Here is a 14,652-nt window from a genome sequence, read left to right on the forward strand (position 1 = left end):
GCGACGACAGGGAGGACAAGAATCATGCTGAACCGCAGGCAACTCCTCGCCGCCTCGGCGGCCAGCCTCGCCGTCCCGGCGATCGCCCGGGCGCAGGACACGCCCGGCGTCACCGCGACGGAGATCCGCATCGGCAACACCATGCCCTATAGCGGCCCGGCCAGCGCCTATGGTGTCATCGGCCGCTCGCACGAGGCCTTCTTCAGGATGGTGAACGAGCAGGGCGGCATCGCGGGCCGCAAGATCAACTTCATCACCTATGACGACGGCTACAGCCCGCCGAAGACCGTCGAGCAGACGCGCCGCCTGATCGAGCAGGACCGCGTCGCCTTCCTCTTCAACACGCTCGGCACACCGACCAACAGCGCCATCGTGCGCTATGTGAACCAGCGCAAGGTGCCGCACATCTTCCTCTCCACCGGTGCGGACAAGTGGGGGCACTACCAGGAGACGCCCTGGACCATCGGCTGGCAGCCGAGCTACCGGACCGAGGCGCAGATCTACATGAAGCACCTGCTGGAGCAGCGGCCGAACGCCAAGATCGGCCTGCTCTTCCAGAACGACGATTTCGGCAAGGACTATGTCATCGGCGTGCGCGACGTCCTCGGCGCCCGATACGACCAGATGGTCCGTGCCGTCAGCCATGAGGTGACCGACCCGACGGTGGACAGCCAGGTGGTGTCGCTGCAGAACGCAGGCTGCGACGTGATGGTGACGGCGACCACACCGAAATTTGCCGCCCAGACCATCCGCCGCGTGCATGATGTCGGCTGGCGGCCCGCCTTCCATTACCTGACCAATGTCTCGATCTCCGTCGGCACGGTGATGGAACCGGCAGGGCCGGAGAAGGGCGTGGGCATCATCACCTCCGCCTATCTGAAGGACCCGACCGACCCGGCCTGGGACAACGATGCCGGCATGAATGAATGGCGGGACTTCATGCGCCGCTACATCCCGAATGGCGACATGAAGGACGGCAGCTATCCCTTCGCCTTCGGCATCGCCCAGACCCTGATGCACACCCTGAAGCAGTGCGAGGGCAATTTCTCGCGCGAGAGCATCATGCGCCAGGTGGCCAGCCTGAAGGATTTCATCCCGGCGACGCTGATCCCGGGCATCAAGGTCAACACCTCGCCGACCAATTTCCACCCGATCCGGCAGATGCAGTTGCAGCGCTGGACCGGCAGCACCTGGCAGCGCTTCGGCAACGTCATCGAAGGGGCGAATGTCTGATCAGCCGGCCCGGCGCGGTCCCCGCGCGCCGGGCCGTTTTTTCTGAGACAGGAATGGGCGTGATGAGGGTTGGGATGCGATCCGCGAGCCCCTCCCTCGCTCCTTCCCCGCCTTCTGGTCCTGGCCGGCACCCTGCTTCTCCCGGCGGTCCCGCCAGCCATGGCGCAGAGCACGCCGAAGAAGGCCACCGACGGCGTCCTCGCCATAGGGAGGGCTGCGAAGTGGATATCGAGTTCCGCTACGCGCAATTGCGGATCGAGAGCATCGCCGGCACGTCCTCCCGCGCCGTGCTCGGGCGTGGCGCAGCCGATCATCCCGGCCCCCTTGGAGCCGGCTGCGCCTGCCGGCAAGGTGGGAGATGTTCGGGCGGCCGGTCCGCACCGCCTTCGGACTGTGCCATGCCCGGTTCCTTGGCGATCCGGAGAAGGCGCCGGCTTCGGCTGGATGATCAGGCGGGGTGCGGGGCTGGCAGCGGATAGCGGCCGCCATGAGATCGGCGCGCCGGGGCATCACCTCAAGCGCGCCCGCATCATCGGCCGGGTGCCAGCGGCGTCTCCGCCGGCCCCGGCTTCTGATCAGCGCGCGGTGTATCCCCCATCCACCTGCCAGCAGGACCCGGTGACGAAGCCCGCGCGGTCCGAGCACATCCAGACCACCGCCTCCGCGATCTCCTCCGCCCGGCCCATGCGCGCCATCGGCACTCGCGCCAGCACCTGCTCGCCGCGCCGGCGCATGGTGTCCTCGGTCATCGGCGTCTCGATATAGCCGGGGCAGACCGCATTGATCCGGATGTTCTCCGGCGCGTGGTCCACCGCCGCCGCCTTGGTCAGCCCGACCACGGCATGCTTGCTGGCGACATAGGCCGCCGCGCCGCCCGAGCCGACCAGGCCGAGGATGGAGGCGGTGTTGACGATGGCGCCGCCGCCCTGCTTCCGCATCTGCGCCACCTCGTGCCGCAGGCAGCGCCAGACGCCGTGCAGGTTCACGTCGATCAGGCCGAGCCAGGACGCTTCCTCCAGGTCGCCAGCCAGCACGCCGCCGGAATTGAGCTGGAAGGGCGCGATGCCAGCATTGTTGAAGGCGCAATCGAGGCTGCCGAAGGCATCCACCGCGGCCGCCACCATGGCCGCCACCTGCGCATCTTCCGTCACGTCGCAGGCGATCGCGACGGCCTGGCCGCCCTGCGCCTCGATGGCGGCGACAGTGGATCGGGCGGCGTCCAGGTTGCGGTCGGCCGCCGCCACCCAGGCGCCCTCCCGCGCGAAGGCCAGCGCAGCCGCGCGGCCGATGCCGGAGGCGGCGCCGGTGATCAGCGCCGACTTGCCGTCGAGCAGACCCGCCACCGGCTCAGCCCCCCGCCCAGTGGTGGGAGAGCGACAGCGCGGCCTGGCGCAGGGCGAGGTCGGAGGCCGGGATGAACTTGCCCATGGTCAGGAAGGCATGGAGCTGGTCGGCCATGTGGATATGCGTGACGCGCACGCCGTCCTCCTCCAGCCGCTTCGCATAGGCGATGCCCTCATCGACCAGCGGATCATAGCCGGCGGTCATCACATAGGCGGTAGCCACACCCTTCAGGCTGGGGACACGCAGCGGGCTGGCCTGCCACTCCACGCGCCACGCCGGGTCGGGCGTGTAGTGGTTGATGAACCAGCGCATGGTCTTGTCGGTCAGGATCAGCCCCTCGGTGAAGCGCTGATAGGCCGGGCGTTCGCCCGCCATGTCGGTGGCGGGGTAGAGCAGCAGTTGGAAGCCGACCTTCGGCGCGGTGCCGTCGCGCGCCATGATCGCCAGCACCGCCGCAAGGTTGCCGCCCGCGCTGTCGCCGCCCACGGCGATGCGGCTCGGGTCGATGCGCAGCCTGCCGGCATGCTCCGCGACGAAGCGCAGCGCCGCCAGGCTGTCATCGACCGCGGCCGGATACACATGCTCCGGCGCCATGCGGTAGTCCACCGCGATGACGCAGCAGCGCGCGGCATTGGCCAGCACGCGGCAGGGCTGGTCATGGCTGTCGAGATCGCCGATCACCCAGCCGCCGCCATGCAGGTAGAGCAGGCAGGGCAGCGCCTCATCCGGCTGCGTGCCGGCGCCACGGTAGCGCCGCAGCCTGATCGGCCCGAGCGGGCCGGGGCAGGTCAGGTCCTCGACCTCCGCCACCTGCTCCGGCTCCGGCTGCAGCACGGCGCGCGACTTGGCGGTCGCCTCGCGCGCCTCAGGCGGCGTCAGGTCCTGGATCGGCGGGCGGCCGAGTTCCTTGATGAGGTTGAGGACGGCGACGGCACCAGGATCAAGCGGCATTGGATCATCCCACCCAGGAAATTACGGCCTCGGCCACCATATCCGGCCTGTCGAGTTCGGCCAGATGGCCAGCGCCCGGAATGGTGCGGATCTCGCTCGGCCCGCCGAGGGCCTGCGCGAAGCGCGCGGCATAGCCACGCGGCATGACGCGGTCCTGCTCGCCCCAGAGCAGCAATGTCGGCGCCTTGATGAGCGGCAGCCGCTTCGCGAGCCTGGTATTGCCGAGCGGCCAGAAGATTCGCGCCGCGGCCTCGTTGGCCCGCGTCTGCTCGATGGGCCATTCGACGCTGTTGGCGCCCTCCGGCAGGGCCTTCAGCGCCTTCCAGGCCTCCGGGTCGGCGCACATCAGGCCGGGCAGCGCATCGGCGCGCTGGGCCCAGGGATCGGCCGGCGGGTCGCTCTCCTCATACAGACCGAAGGGCGCGATCAGCGCGAGGCGGCGGACGGAGTCCGGCCAGATCGCCGCCATCTCGGCGGCCATGGAGGCGCCGACGGAACTGCCCGCGAGATCCGCGCCATGCAGCCCGGCGGCCTGGAGGAGTTGCCGCACCGCCAGCACCCAGTCGAGATGCGTGTCCAGCACGCTGTGCCCGCGATCGCCGCCCGGGAAGCCGGGCAGCGAGGGCACGATCACCGTGCGCCGCTCCGCCAACCGGTCGAGGAAGGGCACCCAGCGCGGCAGCCCGCCGAAGCCGGCGAGGAAGCCGAGCGGCGCGCCGCTCCCCTTCCGCCAGATGCGCATCGGGAAGCCGTTGACGTCAACGGTCGAGACCTCGGGCTCGCTCACCCTGCCCTCCCTGCCAGTCCTGGACGTGCTTGCGTGATGGGCGGCCTATTCGGCCGCGAGCTTCGGGGCGAAGCCGGGGATCTCGGCGCGCTCGGCCTCGGCCATCGGCTTCGGCCACCAGCGGTCCTCCCATTCGGCGAAGCGCGTCTTCAGCCGCGGCATCACATGCTCGGCGAACATCTTCGTGTTGTACTGGGTCAGCGCCTTGTCCATGTTGCCGAACTGAATCAGCGTCATGAGGTGGCCGACATGCAGGTCGTCGGCCAGGGCGTTGAGCTGCTCCAGCACCTCGTCCGGGCTGCCGATGACGATGTAGCCGCGCTCCACGAAGTCGGCCATGGTCATGCCGCGGTTCGTCTTGTCGCCCATGATGAGCGACTGCGCGTTCGCCGCCTTCTTTACCATGCTCTCGAGCCCGGCGCGCTGCGTCGCCTCCGTGCTGTAGCCGGCGGGCGCGGCGAAGCGTGGGTCGATGTGCAGGCAGCGGTTGAAGAAATACTCGGCCGGTTCGGTGTAGAGGTCGAGCGCCTGCTGGCGTGACTCCGCCACCGCCACCACCTGGGCAAAGCCGGCGCGATAGGGGTTCCGGTCCTTGCCCAGCCGCGCCATCTCGGCCCAGAAGCCGTCCATGGTCGCCTTGCCGGCCTTGTAGCCGTAATAGGACAGGTAGCAGTAGACATAGTCCATCTGCGCGCACCACTGCCAGGTCTCGACCGAGCCGCCGCCCGGGATCCAGATCGGCGGATGCGGCTGCTGCACCGGGCGCGGCCAGATGTTCACGTAGCGCTGCTGGTTGTAGCGGCCGTTGAAGGCGAAGGTGTCCTTCTCCGTCCAGGCGCGGATCACCAGGTCATGCGCCTCGAGGTAGCGCTCCCGCAGCTGGGACGGGTTCTGGCCATAGGCGAAGCAGGTATCCATCGGCGTGCCAACCGGGAAGCCGGCGATCAGCCGCCCGCCGCTGATCACATCCAGCATCGCGAATTCCTCGGCGACGCGGGTCGGCGGATTGTAGAGGGCGAGGCTGTTGCCCATGACGCAGATCGGCACCTGGGTGGTGCGCCGCGCCAGGGCGGAGGCGATCAGGTTCGGGCTCGGCATCAGGCCGTAGCCGTTCGAGTGGTGCTCGTTGACGCAGATGGCGTCGAAGCCGCAATCGGCCGCGAATTCCAGCTCGTCCATGAAGTCGTTGTACATCAGGTGCGCGCGCTTCGGATCGAAGAGCGAGCTGTGGATATCCACCCAGACCGAGGGATGCTTCTGCCGGAAATCCTCCGGCAGTTCGGTATAGGGCATCAGGTGGAACCACATGAGCTTCATGGCCGACCCTCCGGAGACGGGCAGGCCTGTCGCTGATGGCGGAGCAGGATCCCGCCTGCGGTCGGGCCGGGGCGATGCCCCGGCCTTCGGCGATGTGCTCCGGCGACGGCTGCCTTCTGCGGAAAGCCTAGCCTGCTACCGGTTCCGAAGGGAAGCCTCGGCAGGCGCCGCGGCCGCCCGCCGGCATCACGGATTGCCGCCCTTGTCCCCGCCGGAGACCACCACCGGCTCCAGCATCGCCTCCGCCTCCCGCTTCAGCCGCGTATAGCTACGGACGGAGAAGAAGAGCATGCCGGCATAAAGGAAGCCGGCCCCGGCCAGCGCCGCCCAGGGCTCGGTCAGCAGCACCGCGACATAGGCGCCGATGCCCAGCAGCAGGGGCAGCACCAGTTCCGCCGGCACCTTGAAGTTCTTGAAGCTCCAGGTCGGCAGGGTCGAGACCATCAGCGCGCCCACCACCACCAGCAGCACGCCGGAGACGGCCGGATGCCGCATCGCCGCCGCCATTCCGGGCATGTCCCATCCGGCGAAGGCCAGGGCGGCGAACATCGGACAGAGCGCCAGCCCCGCCCCGGCCGGCGCCGGCACGCCGGTGAAGAAATTCTGCGCATAGGCCGGCTTCGGCGGCGGCCCGGTCAGCGGCAGGGAGGGCGCATCGACGATCGAGGCGTTGAAGCGCGCCAGCCGCAGCGCGGAGCAGACCGCAAACAGCAGGCAGGGCGCGAAGCCGATGCCGCGCGCATCGTGCAGCGTCCACATATAGAGGATGAGCGCCGGCGCCACGCCGAAGCAGAGGAAGTCCGACAGGCTGTCGAACTCAGCGCCGAAGCGGCTGGTGCCCTTCAGCAGCCGTGCCAGGCGCCCGTCCAGCCCGTCGATCGCGCCGGCGACGACGATCAGCACCGCCGCCTTCTCCCATTGCTCATCCAGCGCGACGCGGATGCCGGTCAGCCCGGCGCAGAGGCCGAGCATGGTGAGGATGTTGGGAACCAAGCGGTTGAAGGACGGCCCCTTGTAGCGCGGCCGCGTGCGCGGCCGGAAGCGGCGCAGCCGGCCGCGCAGCCCGGGCACGCGAGGCCCCGGCCCGCCGCTCATCCCGCCCCGCAGACATGCCGGCGCATGCCTGCGGCCTCGATCGCCGGCGCCGCCCTGGGCGGCTGCAGCTCGTCTGCGACAGCCCTGCTCACGCCAGCCCCCGCGGGGGGGTGAGGTCCGCGATCACCGTCTCGCCACCGATCATGGTCTGGCCCTCCGTCACCAGCGGCCGCACGCCCTCCGGCAGATAGACATCCGTCCGGCTGCCGAAGCGGATGATGCCGAAGCGGTCGCCCGCCTGCACCTGGTCGCCTTCCCGGATGTCGCAAAGGATACGCCGCGCGATCAGCCCGGCGATCTGCACCACCGCCAGGTCGCGCCCATCCAACAGCCGAAGCGCCACTGCGTTGCGCTCGTTGTCCACGCTCGCCTTGTCGAGCGAGGCGTTGAGGTACTTGCCGTGCCGGTAGGCGATGCGGGTGACCGTGCCGGTCACCGGCAGGCGGTTCACATGGACATCGAGCACCGAGAGGAAGATCGCCACGCGCCAGCGCGGCGCGGGGCCGAGGCCGAGTTCCTCCGGCGGGACCGCCTGGATGACGCTGACGATGCGGCCATCGGCCGGTGCCAGCACCAGGTTCTCCCGCTCCGGCGGCACCCTTGTGGGGTCGCGGAAGAAATAGAGGCAGAAGAGGGTGAAGAAGGTGCCCAGCCAGAACAGCCAGCCGCCGAGCAGCCACCCGCCCAGCACCGCCGCCGCCACGCCACCATAGATGAAAGGCCGGCCTGCCGGATGCGGCGGGGCCAGCACGAGCCGCAAACTGCGTCCGAGAGCCATGGGCGCGGTTTATGGTGTCTTCATCCTCCGGGGGCAAGCTATGCGCGCCATGGAGCCCCTTATCCTCGGTCCCTTCGCCGTTGCCCGCGACGGCGCCCTGTACCCCCGCGAGCCGCATGAGCCACCGGCCCTGCGGTTTTCCTGGCGCGACCGTCGCTGCGAGGCGGCGATCACGCCGGACGGTCTGCGGCTGGTGGCCATTGCCGGCCGCATCCCGTCCACGGCCGAGCCGGGCGCCGACCGGATCTCGGCCTTCGCCACGGTGGCGACCCTGCCGGCCTCGCTGCCGCCGGGCTGGCGCTTGCGGCTGCTGCCGGACCACCGCATCCAGGTGGAGACATCCGCGGAGACACCCGCGGCCACCACTGCGACCAGCGTGATCGCCGCCATGGTCCGTTTCGCGCTCGCGCTCGATCCCTATCTGGACCGGCTGGAGAGCGCCTCGGTCGCCCCGTCCGGCAGGTTGAACACCTGCCCGGGATAGATCAGGTTCGGGTCGCGGATCTGCTCGCGATTCGCCTGATAGATCACCGTGTAGCGGGTGCCCCGCCCATAGACCCGGCGGGCGATGCGCCAGAGATTGGCGCCGGGCTGCACGATCAGGCGGCCATCCGCCAGCCCCTCCTCCTGCACCTGGTCGCGCTGGAAGGGCAGTTCGATCCGCGCTGCGACCGCCCCGGCGGCAGCCAGTTGGTCCACGCGCAGCACATGGCGGCCATAGGCCGGCTGGGTGGCCGGGCTCAGCGCCCAACGGCCGGCGGCATCCGCCACCGCGTCGCCGGCATGGTCCTGCCCGACATAGATTCGCACGGTCGCCCCCGGCGCGGCGCTGCCGGCGAAGCGCATCCCGCCCGCCTCGTCGTAATCCACCACATCCAGGCCGAGGCGCTGGCGGCCCGGCGCGGCCTCGGGTGGCGCCTGCAGCAGCCGCGGCGCGGCGCCGGCCGCTGCGGTCGGCGGCAGCAGCACGGCCATGCCGCCCGCCGCCTCGGCGCGGGTGGCCGGCCCGGCCGCCAGGCTCGCCACGGCCTGGCCGAGCGGCGGCTCGGGCACCATCAGCAGGACGGTATCGCGCGATGGCACCGCGGCACTGCCGGGGCTCCGCGCCAGCAGGGACAGTTCGCGCGGCCCGGGCGGCAGCGGGTCACCCGGCAGGATCACCCACTCGCCGCGCATATCGGCCCGGGCCCGGCCGATCTCCCGGCCGCCTTCCAGCAGTTGCACCTCGGCACCCGGGGCGGCGAGGCCGGCGGTCACCAGGGTGCCGCGGGCACCGACGCGGGTGATATGGAAGCGCGGGATGGCCGCGCCGGCGGCTGGCTGGGCGGGCTCGATCGGAATGGAGGGCGGCGGCGGCGCGGGGCTGGCGACCAGGGCTGCGGACATGGGTCCGCCTTCCGTGCCAGGCCGGGGCCCGAAGCGCGGGAAGGCATCCGGCACCATCAACCAGGCCGTGCCGATCGCGGCACCTGCGATCAAGCCGGCAAGGCCGATGCGCCCAAGCTTGGTCGCCTCCGTCATGTCTTGGCTAACTAGGCGCGAGGTTCACCCGGCGGCAAGGCCATGTTACCGCATCCGCTGCAGCAGCCAAGTGAACAGCAGCGGCGTGCCGCCGGCCAGGACCCAGCCGATCAGCAGGCCGGCCCGCCCGCCGATCCGCCCGGCCAGCGCCGGCCCGATCCAGAGCGCGGCGAGCGGCGCCGCGGCGATCGTCCAGTCGGTGGCCGCGCCGCGGGCCAGCACCGGCCCGGCCACCAGCCCGGTGAGGCCGAGTCCGACTGGCAGGGCCGCGGCCGCCCCCCAGCCCGGGCTGGCCGCGAGCCCGCCGAGCCCCGCGGCCAGCCCGGCGAGCGCCAGCACCAGCCAGGGCCCCGCCGGCCCGCCGAGCCAGAGCCCGGCCGCCAGCAGGGCGAAGGCGAAAGCTGCCTGGGCGGCCCCCGCCATGCCCAGCAGGGCCGCCGCCGCCAGCACGAGCAGCGCCGCGACGGGGATGGCGACGCGCAGCAGGTCGGCCTGGGTCAGCGGCCCGCCCGCCAGCCACCAAGCCGTCCCGAGCGCCGCCAGGCCGGTGACCAGCCCGGCCGCCAGGCCGCGCATCCGCCCGGCCAGCAGCAGGGCGAGCCCGGCCAGCACCCCGCCCAGCAGGGGTGCCGGCAGCCGTTCCGGCAATTGCCGTGGCGAGCCGAGGACGAGGCCGAGCACCAGCAGCCAGCCGGCGGCGAGGCCGATGCCGGGGGCGAGCGCCGCCAGCCCCGGCCGCCGGAGCAGGCGGAACAGGCCGGCCCAGAGCAGGGCGACGGCCAGCGCCGCCACCGGGCCGTCCCAGGCAGGCGGCCAGACTCCATGAGCAGGGAGGGACATGCCGCGCAGAGTGCCGCAGCCTGGCGCATCGCCGGAAGGTTGAAATGCCTCGGCCGCGCCTCTTCGACCTGAATCTGCTCCGGCGCCGGCCGCGCATCCTGCCCCTGCATCCCATCCGGCCGGTCCCCTATGTTGCGCCGCGATGCAGCAGGGGAACCGGGGCGATGGATGACCAACCGCTGGTCAGGGTACGGGTCTGGGATGGCTGGATCCGGCTGGTCCACTGGTCGATCGTGATCCTTCTCGGCCTTTCCTGGTGGAGCATCGAGGCCGGCAGGATGCGGCTGCACTATCTGTCGGGCTATGCGGTGCTGACCCTGGTGCTGTTCCGCATCGCCTGGGGCTTCCTGGGCTCGGACACCGCGCGCTTCGGCCGCTTCCTGCGCTCCCCGCTCGCGGCGCTGCGGCACCTCGCCCATCTCCCCCGGCGGGAGCCGGACCGGGAGGTGGGGCACAATGCCGCCGGCGGCTGGATGGTGCTGGTGCTGCTGGCGCTGCTGCTGGCCCAGCCGGTGACCGGGCTGTTCGCGGATAGCGGCTATGGAGATCACGGGCCGCTGGCCAAGGCCGTGGCGCCGGACACCAGCGACTGGCTGACCGGTCTGCACCACCGCAATTTCAACCTGATCCTGGCCGCGGCCGGGCTGCATGTCCTGGCCGTGCTCGCCTATGCGCTGGTCAAGCGGCACGACCTGGTGCGGCCGATGGTGCTTGGCTGGAAACGGCTGCCGGCCGGCCTGCCGGCGCCGCGCCTCGGCTCGCCGCGGCTGGCGGCGGCGCTGCTCGGCGCCGCGGCGCTCGCGGTCTATGGCGTGTCGAGGCTGGGATAGAGCAGATCGCGGAGGGGCGTGAACGCCCCGCAGCGTGAATCTGCTCTACCAGCAGCGGTTTACAGCGGATGGGCCTGGATCCGCCCGACGGCCGAAGGCCTGCAGCGGATCGGTGTTCGGTTCAGAACGTCATCCGTTGCGGCGCAGGTCGCGGCGGCAGGTGCCTCCCCCGCCGCGGGACGTTGCCCTGCCACGGGCCATCCGTGGCGGATCCGCAGGACAAGCCAGCCCCTCGCCGCGCTGGATCGGAACGACCCTGGCCGGCTTCACCCGGCCAGGGCGGGCCGGGGATGCCCGGCGGTTGCCGGCCGGCCGCTCAGCGGCCGCGGAAGGGCCGGTGGCAGCCGCCGCAGAATTGCGGGCCGGTGGCCGAGTAGGCCGTGGCGAAGGCCGCCGCATCGCCGGCCGCTGCCGCGGCCTTCAGCGTCGCGAGCTGGCCGAGCAGCGCGGCATTCGCCTGCTCGAAGCGCGGGAAGTCCTGCCAGATGGCGGGCAGTGCCTTGGTGTCGCCGGTGCCGGAGCCGGCCGGGAAGCGCGCCGGCATGGTGCGGAACCAGGCGATCATGTCGTCGATCCGCGGCTCCAGCGCCTTCACCTCGCCACGCGAATCGGCCACCGGCTTCATCGCCTCCATATGCGCGCCCATGCGCTTCAGGCCCTCACGCCGCTCGGCGATCACATTGCCCTGGGCCATGGCCGTGCCGGCCAGCGCCGCCACCCCGAGGGCCGCGAGCACCATCCTCATCCGCATCATCCAGCAGTCCTTCGGTTCGATTGCAGCTTGCGATTGTCGCATGGGTGCTCCCTTGCCTGGCAAGGGGAGCCCCCCGCGCCGCAAGCGATCAGGGCCGGTCGCCCCCGTGCCGGGAACGCTTGTTGCATCGCCCGTTTTTCACCTGCCGTTGCTCGGGCCGCAGCCCGATCCATGGCAGGATGCGGCATCACCCGGAGATCCTCATGCCCAAGCATATCCGTTCCGTTGCCGTCTTCTGCGGCGTCCGCGCCGGCACCGATCCGGTCCATCTCGCGGCCGCGCGGCAACTCGGGGCCGGCATCGCGGAGGCGGAGATGATGCTGGTCTATGGCGGCGGCGGGCTCGGGCTGATGGGCGCGGTGGCGGAGGGCGCGATCGCCAAGGGCGGCCGGGTGCACGGCGTGATCCCGGAATTCCTCACCCGGGTGGAGCGCCCCTTCCCCTCGCTCGCGGAGCTGGAAGTGACCACCAGCATGCACACCCGCAAGACCCGGATGTTCGAGCTGGCGGATGCCTTCATCACCCTCTCGGGCGGGCTCGGCACGCTGGACGAGACGGTGGAGATCATCACCTGGCGGCAGCTCGGCCTGCACGACAAGCCGGTGATCATCCTGGATATCGGCGGCTGGGCGCAGCCCTTCCTGGCGCTGATCGAGGCGCTGATCGCGCAGGGCTTCGTGCCGGAGAGCAACCGCCGCCTCTACGCCGTGGCGCCCGACGTGCCGGCCGCCCTCAGGATGCTGCAGGCGGCTCCGGCGCCCGAGACCGCGGCCCCCGCGGAACGGCTCTGACCGCGGCGGCCGGCGCGCGGCCGGACGGGCATGACAGGAGATCTTCGCCATCGCCGCGAAATCCCGCTTCAGCCCCGCTTGCCCTCCCCGGCGGCGGGGGCTATATGCCCGCACCCGCACGGAACCCGCCGCTGCGGGACGGCACGCCGACCTGACGGAGCGTAGCTCAGCCTGGTAGAGCACTGTGTTCGGGACGCAGGGGCCGGAGGTTCGAATCCTCTCGCTCCGACCAAGGACGGCACTGCCGCAAGCCCCGCCAGCCCCGCTGGCGGGGTTTTTGCGTTGCGCGCGGCGCGACAGGGCTGCCCCCGCGGCCCGCCTGCGCCATGCTGCGCCGCCTCCGGCGGATCGCGGTCATATCGGAAAGCCCGTCCGCTGGTGCGCTTTTGTCTTTCGGGCAGATCCATGCGTTCGGTCGTTCACGGCCTTTCGCGATCTGCCCTGGCGAGGAGTGGCGTGATGCTGCCGGCCGAGACGGTCCACCTGCCCTTCGAGGACGGGCCGTTCCGCATGGCCATGGGGTTGCTCTCCTGCCCGGCTGCCGCCTGGATCGAACTCGATGACCGCTATCCCGCGGAGATGGCGGAGCGCCGCGACCTCCTGGCCAGCCGGCATGCCGAGGTCTTCGCCGCCTGCCCGGGGTCCGAGGCGGCCCGGGCGGAGGTGCTGGCCCTGCTCGCGGCGCATCTGCCGCAGCGCTTCCCCGGCTGGTTCCGGCGGGAGGGCGAGGTGCTGCACAACGCCCTGACCGGGGAGCGCTGGGACCTCGCCACCCCGCCCTGCGACCCGCTGGAAATCGCGGGCCGGCTTGTGCAGGAGGATCTCTGCCTCATCCGCCCAGCGGCGGAGGGCCCGGTGCTCGAGGCGGCGCTGCTCTGCGCGCCCAGCCGCTGGCGCCTCGCCGAGAAGATCGGCCGCCCGCTGCGGACGGTGCACGGGCCGGTACCCTTCTATGCCGAAAGGCTCGGCGCGCCGGTGGACCGCTTCATGGGCCAGCTCCGGCCGGGCCGCATCGCCCTGCGCCTGAACTGGTCCGTGGTGGACGACCCGGCGCTGTTCCAGCCGGGCGGCAAGCACAGGACGCTGCGCGACCACGGCATCACCGCGGCGAATGCGGGCACGCGGCTCTTCCTGCGCACCGAGCGCCAGACCTTCCGCCGCCTGCCGGATGCCGGCTCCGTGCTGTTCGGGATCCGCGTGCATAGCTATCCGCTGGCGCGGATCGCCGCCATCCCGGGCGCGGCGGCACGGCTCTCCGGGGCGGTGCGGGCGCTGCCGGCGGCGATGGGCGCCTACAAGAGCCTGCCCGTGTTCCGGGAGGCGCTGCTGGCCTATCTGGATGCGGTGGCGGAAGCGCCCGCGCCCGGCACCGCCTGATCACGCCCATGAGCGGCCAGCCTGGCGCCGGCCTGGCCGGCACCGGTCCTCATCACGCCTTTGCCGGCCCCATGCGCAGCGGTCGCCGCGGCACCCGGTGCATGGCGCTGCGCCTGGAAGGAGCTGCCCCTGGCGAGGCCTGCCGGCCGGGCCGTCATCGCTGCCCCGCCGCCCAGAACATCAGCCATTTCGCCGGGAAGGCCCAGACGATCCCGGCCACGGCGAAGAAGGGCACCTGCAGCAGCCAGTGCCATTCCAGCACATGGTCGGCGAGCGCCACGACCAAGCCGATATAGAGCAGGAAACCGAGGATACCGGCCGGGACGGCGATGGCGATGCGCGACATGCCGGCCAGATGGCCCAGCCGCACGACCGCGCCAAGCCCTTCCGGTTGCCCGCGCCGGCCGCGGGTGCTTTTACTGCCCGCCGCCCGTCGCGCCGCTGGCCGGTCCGGGCGCCGCCGCACCCCAATCCCGCAGGACCGGCCATGCCCGACACCGCCACCCAGGACGACATCGACCTCCGCGACCATATCCGCGGCATCCCGGATTTCCCGAAGCCGGGCATCCTGTTCTACGACATCTCCACCCTGCTGCGGCATGGCCCGGCCTGGCGCGCCGCCATGGCCCGCCTGGCCGCCATCCTCCGCCCCTACAAGCCGGACCTGCTGGCGGGCATCGAGAGCCGCGGCTTCCTCGTCGCCGCCCCGCTCGCGCTGGAGCTCGGCCTTGGCTTCGTCATGCTGCGCAAGCCGCGCAAGCTGCCGGGGGCGACGGTCGGGCTGGACTACGCCCTCGAATACGGCACCGACCGGATCGAGATGCAGGCCGATGCGGTGCAGCCCGGCCAGCGCGTGGTGCTGCTCGACGACCTGCTGGCGACCGGCGGCACCATGGCGGCCGGCATCCAGCTGCTGCGCAACGCAGGGGCCGAGGTGCCGGCGACCGCCGCGCTGATCGAACTGACCTTCCTCGGCGGCCGCCGGAAGCTCGACGCCCCCTTCGAGGCGTTGCTGAAATACGACGCGTAGAGCA

General features: G+C 71.5%; 16 protein-coding genes and 1 tRNA gene. 7 read left to right on the forward strand and 10 right to left on the reverse strand.

Annotation, left to right across the window (positions count from 1 at the left end; translation table 11 throughout):
- Positions 1-24: 24 nt before the first annotated feature.
- Positions 25-1,233: an ABC transporter substrate-binding protein gene (locus LHA35_RS01775; RefSeq protein ID WP_226603709.1), complete on the forward strand. Its 1,209-nt coding sequence runs from the start codon at positions 25-27 to the stop codon at positions 1,231-1,233.
- Between the two features lie 575 nt (positions 1,234-1,808).
- On the opposite strand, the gene LHA35_RS01780 is transcribed toward LHA35_RS01775, so the two are convergent.
- From LHA35_RS01780 to LHA35_RS01805, 6 genes are all read right to left on the reverse strand, one after another.
- Positions 1,809-2,576, reverse strand: a complete 768-nt coding sequence (locus tag LHA35_RS01780) for a glucose 1-dehydrogenase (protein WP_226603712.1) — start codon at positions 2,574-2,576, stop codon at positions 1,809-1,811.
- Between the two features lie 4 nt (positions 2,577-2,580).
- Positions 2,581-3,528 (reverse strand): alpha/beta hydrolase, encoded by a 948-nt coding sequence (locus LHA35_RS01785; protein ID WP_226603716.1) that lies wholly within the window; start codon positions 3,526-3,528, stop codon positions 2,581-2,583.
- Positions 3,529-3,532: 4 nt separating this feature from the next.
- The gene (locus tag LHA35_RS01790) at positions 3,533-4,315 is read right to left on the reverse strand and encodes an alpha/beta fold hydrolase (protein WP_226603718.1); all 783 of its coding nucleotides are present in this window, start codon (positions 4,313-4,315) and stop codon (positions 3,533-3,535) included.
- Between the two features lie 45 nt (positions 4,316-4,360).
- Positions 4,361-5,632, reverse strand: coding sequence for an LLM class flavin-dependent oxidoreductase (locus LHA35_RS01795; protein WP_226603721.1), 1,272 nt, complete (start codon positions 5,630-5,632; stop codon positions 4,361-4,363).
- 186 nt (positions 5,633-5,818) lie between these two features.
- Entirely contained in the window at positions 5,819-6,727 is a 909-nt protein-coding gene (locus tag LHA35_RS01800) for a CDP-alcohol phosphatidyltransferase family protein (protein ID WP_408902300.1), read from the reverse strand.
- Positions 6,728-6,815: 88 nt separating this feature from the next.
- On the reverse strand, positions 6,816-7,505 hold the full coding sequence (locus LHA35_RS01805; RefSeq protein ID WP_226603725.1) for a phosphatidylserine decarboxylase: 690 nt from the start codon (positions 7,503-7,505) through the stop codon (positions 6,816-6,818).
- 49 nt (positions 7,506-7,554) lie between these two features.
- Here LHA35_RS01805 and LHA35_RS01810 point away from each other — a divergent pair, with 49 nt between their 5' ends.
- Complete coding sequence (locus LHA35_RS01810; RefSeq protein WP_226603728.1) at positions 7,555-7,989, forward strand: hypothetical protein; 435 nt, start codon at positions 7,555-7,557, stop codon at positions 7,987-7,989.
- Here the strand turns inward: LHA35_RS01810 and LHA35_RS01815 are convergent.
- The gene (locus LHA35_RS01815) at positions 7,923-8,891 is read right to left on the reverse strand and encodes a LysM peptidoglycan-binding domain-containing protein (protein ID WP_226603731.1); all 969 of its coding nucleotides are present in this window, start codon (positions 8,889-8,891) and stop codon (positions 7,923-7,925) included. The genes LHA35_RS01810 and LHA35_RS01815 overlap by 67 nt on opposite strands.
- A 180-nt stretch (positions 8,892-9,071) precedes the next feature.
- On the reverse strand, positions 9,072-9,866 hold the full coding sequence (locus LHA35_RS01820; protein ID WP_226603734.1) for a hypothetical protein: 795 nt from the start codon (positions 9,864-9,866) through the stop codon (positions 9,072-9,074).
- A 164-nt stretch (positions 9,867-10,030) separates the two neighbouring features.
- On the opposite strand from LHA35_RS01820, the gene LHA35_RS01825 reads away from it, so the two are divergent.
- A complete protein-coding gene (locus LHA35_RS01825) occupies positions 10,031-10,696 on the forward strand; it encodes a cytochrome b/b6 domain-containing protein (protein ID WP_226603738.1) in 666 nt (221 codons plus the stop codon).
- 316 nt (positions 10,697-11,012) lie between these two features.
- Here the strand turns inward: LHA35_RS01825 and LHA35_RS01830 are convergent, their stop codons facing one another.
- A complete protein-coding gene (locus LHA35_RS01830) occupies positions 11,013-11,450 on the reverse strand; it encodes a cytochrome c (protein WP_226603741.1) in 438 nt (145 codons plus the stop codon).
- A 203-nt stretch (positions 11,451-11,653) separates the two neighbouring features.
- Here LHA35_RS01830 and LHA35_RS01835 point away from each other — a divergent pair, with 203 nt between their 5' ends.
- The 3 genes from LHA35_RS01835 (at position 11,654) to LHA35_RS01845 (ending at position 13,618) form a co-directional block, all read left to right on the forward strand.
- Positions 11,654-12,241, forward strand: a complete 588-nt coding sequence (locus LHA35_RS01835; protein WP_226603743.1) for an LOG family protein — start codon at positions 11,654-11,656, stop codon at positions 12,239-12,241.
- Between the two features lie 155 nt (positions 12,242-12,396).
- Positions 12,397-12,473, forward strand: a tRNA-Pro gene (locus LHA35_RS01840).
- 227 nt (positions 12,474-12,700) lie between these two features.
- Entirely contained in the window at positions 12,701-13,618 is a 918-nt protein-coding gene (locus LHA35_RS01845) for a heme-dependent oxidative N-demethylase family protein (protein WP_226603746.1), read from the forward strand.
- Between the two features lie 154 nt (positions 13,619-13,772).
- Here the strand turns inward: LHA35_RS01845 and LHA35_RS01850 are convergent, their stop codons facing one another.
- Complete coding sequence (locus LHA35_RS01850) at positions 13,773-13,964, reverse strand: DUF2842 domain-containing protein (RefSeq protein ID WP_226603748.1); 192 nt, start codon at positions 13,962-13,964, stop codon at positions 13,773-13,775.
- 168 nt (positions 13,965-14,132) lie between these two features.
- On the opposite strand from LHA35_RS01850, the gene LHA35_RS01855 reads away from it, so the two are divergent.
- Positions 14,133-14,648, forward strand: coding sequence for an adenine phosphoribosyltransferase (locus LHA35_RS01855; protein WP_226604043.1), 516 nt, complete (start codon positions 14,133-14,135; stop codon positions 14,646-14,648).
- Positions 14,649-14,652 lie beyond the last annotated feature (4 nt).

This window comes from Roseicella aerolata, from assembly GCF_020523605.1.
Classification (GTDB): Bacteria; Pseudomonadota; Alphaproteobacteria; order Acetobacterales; family Acetobacteraceae; genus Paracraurococcus; species Paracraurococcus aerolatus.